This window comes from Micromonospora sp. NPDC003776, from assembly GCF_053605645.1.
In genome coordinates this window covers 1-2,907 of the sequence record NZ_JBSGJR010000732.1, presented here as the reverse complement: position 1 = coordinate 2,907, position 2,907 = coordinate 1, and the positions used below count along the sequence as shown (strand labels likewise).

5 protein-coding genes are annotated in these 2,907 nt (G+C 75.4%); 4 read left to right on the top strand and 1 reads right to left on the bottom strand.

The window, feature by feature from the left end; genetic code table 11:
• Window positions 1-120: 120 nt before the first annotated feature.
• The 3 genes from ACWEVO_RS34120 to ACWEVO_RS34110 all read left to right on the top strand — a co-directional run bounded on the left by ACWEVO_RS34120 (window position 121) and on the right by ACWEVO_RS34110 (window position 1,850).
• Window positions 121-318, top strand: a complete 198-nt coding sequence (locus ACWEVO_RS34120) for a hypothetical protein (protein WP_109944258.1) — start codon at window positions 121-123, stop codon at window positions 316-318.
• Complete coding sequence (locus ACWEVO_RS34115) at window positions 318-1,595, top strand: hemolysin family protein (protein ID WP_452311535.1); 1,278 nt, start codon at window positions 318-320, stop codon at window positions 1,593-1,595. The genes ACWEVO_RS34120 and ACWEVO_RS34115 overlap by 1 nt, the downstream gene beginning before the upstream one ends.
• 72 nt (window positions 1,596-1,667) lie before the next feature.
• The gene (locus ACWEVO_RS34110; protein ID WP_452311534.1) at window positions 1,668-1,850 is read left to right on the top strand and encodes a hypothetical protein; all 183 of its coding nucleotides are present in this window, start codon (window positions 1,668-1,670) and stop codon (window positions 1,848-1,850) included.
• A 15-nt stretch (window positions 1,851-1,865) separates the two neighbouring features.
• On the opposite strand, the gene ACWEVO_RS34105 is transcribed toward ACWEVO_RS34110, so the two are convergent.
• Window positions 1,866-2,519: a hypothetical protein gene (locus tag ACWEVO_RS34105; protein ID WP_452311533.1), complete on the bottom strand. Its 654-nt coding sequence runs from the start codon at window positions 2,517-2,519 to the stop codon at window positions 1,866-1,868.
• Window positions 2,520-2,647: 128 nt separating this feature from the next.
• Between ACWEVO_RS34105 and ACWEVO_RS34100 the strand changes: the two genes are divergently transcribed.
• Window positions 2,648-2,866: a hypothetical protein gene (locus ACWEVO_RS34100; RefSeq protein ID WP_452311532.1), complete on the top strand. Its 219-nt coding sequence runs from the start codon at window positions 2,648-2,650 to the stop codon at window positions 2,864-2,866.
• Window positions 2,867-2,907: the final 41 nt, after the last annotated feature.

Sequence of the window (2,907 nt, the reverse complement as noted above, 5' to 3'; positions counted from 1 at the left end):
AGCTGCTGGACCGGCGCGGCGCCACCCGCCGGCTCCCGGACGACGCCCGCGAGGTGGTGGCCCCGCCCGGCTGAGGCGAACCGGCGTCGGCGGTCGCGCCAAGTCACCTACGGTGACGCCATGGACCCTTCCGCGGTCTGGCGGGACAAGAACCACCGATGGCGGATCGAGGCGTACCGGGCACCGGACCTGCGGTTCGCCATCTTCGCCACGAACGGGACCACCGAGTCGGCGCCGCTGTGGCTGTTCGGCATGGCGGCGCTGGCCCGGTGGCTGATGACCCACGCGATCTCGCTGGACGACCTGGAGAACGACTGATGGCCGGCCAGCTGGTCCTGGTCCTGGTCCTGGTGCTGGTCAACGCGGCCCTGTCCGGCAGCGAGATGGCGCTGGTGACGCTGCGCGAGGGGCAGCTGCGGCGGATGGCCCGGGCCGGGCGGTCGGGCGCGCGGCTGGTCCGGCTGGCCCGCGAGCCGAACCGGTTCCTGGCCACCATCCAGCTCGGCATCACGCTGGCCGGCTTCCTCGCCTCCGCCGCCGCGGCGGTGTCCCTGGCCCAGCCCCTGGCCGACCTGCTCGGTTTCCTCGGCCGGGCCGCCCATCCGGTCGCCGTGCTGCTGGTGACCATCGTGCTGACCTTCGTCACGCTGGTCGTCGGGGAACTGGCCCCCAAGCGCCTCGCCATGCAGTCGGCGGAACGCTGGTCGCTGCTCGCCGCCCGACCGCTAGACGTGCTGGCCCGGGTGTCCCGACCGGCGGTGTGGCTGCTGAGCCGGGCCACCGACGTGCTGGTCCGGCTGGCCGGCGGGGATCCCCGGGCCAGCCGGCAGGAGATGACCGAGGAGGAGCTGCGCGAGCTGCTGGTCAGCCAGCGGGGGTTGTCGGCGCAGCAGCGGGAGATCCTCGCCGGGGCGTTCGACATCGCCGGCCGTACCCTGCGGGAGATCCTCGTGACCCGCCGCGACGTGACCGTCCTGCCGGCGTCGCTGCCGGCGGCCGACGCGATCCGCCGGCTGGTCGCCGCCGGTCGGTCCCGGGCGCCGGTGGTCGGCCCGGGCGGGCTGGACGACGTCCGGGGGGTGGTGCACATCCGCGACCTGGTCGAGGCCGACGGTGCGAGCACGGGGCAGCGGTCCCGCCCGCCGCTGCTGCTGCCGGCCACCCTGCCGGTCGCCGACGCCATGCGGCAGCTGCGCCAGCGGCACGAGCAGCTCGCCCTGATGGTCAACGAGTACGGCGGCATCGACGGCCTGATCACCATGGAGGACCTGCTCGAGGAGGTCGTCGGCGAGCTGTACGACGAGAGCGACCCGGAGGTGCGCCGGGCGGTCCGGGAGCCGGACGGGGCGCTGCTGCTGCCGGGGGACTTCCCGCTGTACGACCTGCCCGACGCCGGGGTCCGGGTCACCTTCCCGCTGTCCCGGGACTACACCACCGTGGCCGGGCTGGTCCTGGCGGGTCTCGGCCGGGTGCCGACCGGCCCGGGGGAGCAGGTGCACCTGCCCGGGCTGACCGTGGAGGTGGTCGAGGTGGCGGACCGGGCGATCCGCCGGGTGCGGCTGCGTGGCCCGGCGGCGGGCTGCCCCGAGGAGTGACGCCCGTCCCGGACGGGGGAAGATGCCGCGAAACGCCGCGAACCGGTGCTGACCGGTCGTACCGTGCGGAGCGTGAAGGACCGAGGATTCCGTACGTTCATCACGGTGCTCGCCGGGCTCGCCGTCATCTACTTCGGGGTGACCGGAAACCGGCACAACGGCGGGGAGGGCGGCATCTCCGGCGGGGTCGTGCTGCTCGCCCTGCTCGCCGCCGCGCTGGCCTGGAACCTGACCAAGCCGGCCGCCCCCAAGTGACGCCGCGACGCCGGCTCAGCGGGCGGCGGCCGTCCGGCTGACCTCGCCCGCCGACTCCTTGTCGAGCGCGACCCGGACCAGCGCCGACGCGAATCGCCCGAACTCGCCCTCGCCGACCAGCCCGGCCAGCCCGCTCGGGTTCGCCGGCAGGCCCAGCCGCCGCGCCCCGGCCAGGGCCCGCCGGTCGGCGTACGGGCGCACGTCCGGCCACACGGTCTGCGCCTCCCGCAGGAAGATGTCCGCCCCGGTCGGGCCGATGCCCGGGAACTCGGTGAGCAGCCGACGCAGCACGCTCCGGTCCCCGTCGGCCTCCTTGTGCATCCGACGCAGGTCCCCGTGCCACCGGTCCAGGCAGAGCCGGGCACCGGTGCCGAGCATGGTGGCGGTCCGCTCGTCGTAGCGCCGGTAGTGGCCCCGGCCCAGGGCATCGACCCGGTCCTGCCAGCTCGCCGCCTCCATCGCCTGCGGGGTGCGGTAGCCGGCCGCGAACAGCTCCCGGGCCGCCGCCAGCGCCACCGACGCCCGGATCCGGGTGCTCAGCAGCGTGGTGAGCACCAGCAGCTGGTAGAGCGGTCCCGGCCGGTCGGCGAGCGCGATCCCGGCCTCCTCGGCGTACGTGCGGCCCTGCCGGTCCAGCAGCACCCGGGCCACGTTCCGATCGTCTGGCATCCCGTCGGGGTACCCGCCGCGCCCGGGGTCCAGACGCCGGGCCGGGTGCCGGAATGCGGCCCGCGGCGGCGGGTACCCCGATGAGGTGCGCGGCCCACGTCGCGTGCTCCACGCGGAGGGAGAGACCTGTGGTCAAGCCGCAGCAGGAGGAACTGCGCCGCAACGACAAGGGAGCCACCAGCCAGGACAGCCGGGAAGGCATTCCCCAGGCCGGGAGCAGGGGGCCCCACGGCAAGGGCGGCAGCTCGAATGCCGACGTCGGGCGGCCGGTCCCCAAGGGCCAGGTGTCGCCGTACGGCCCGGCCGGCCAGCCGGTGTCCGACGACGAGAGCGGGCGACGGGGCTAACGGCCCCGCCGCGACGGTGGCCGCAGCCACCTGGTGGAGGC

Excerpts from the sequence above, each read along its gene's own strand:
- ACWEVO_RS34120 (WP_109944258.1), top strand. The coding sequence starts at position 121 with ATGGACCCTTCCGCGGTCTGGCGGGACAAGAACCACCGATGGCGGATC.
- ACWEVO_RS34105 (WP_452311533.1), bottom strand. The coding sequence starts at position 2,519 with ATGCCAGACGATCGGAACGTGGCCCGGGTGCTGCTGGACCGGCAGGGC.
- ACWEVO_RS34115 (WP_452311535.1), top strand. The coding sequence starts at position 318 with ATGGCCGGCCAGCTGGTCCTGGTCCTGGTCCTGGTGCTGGTCAACGCG.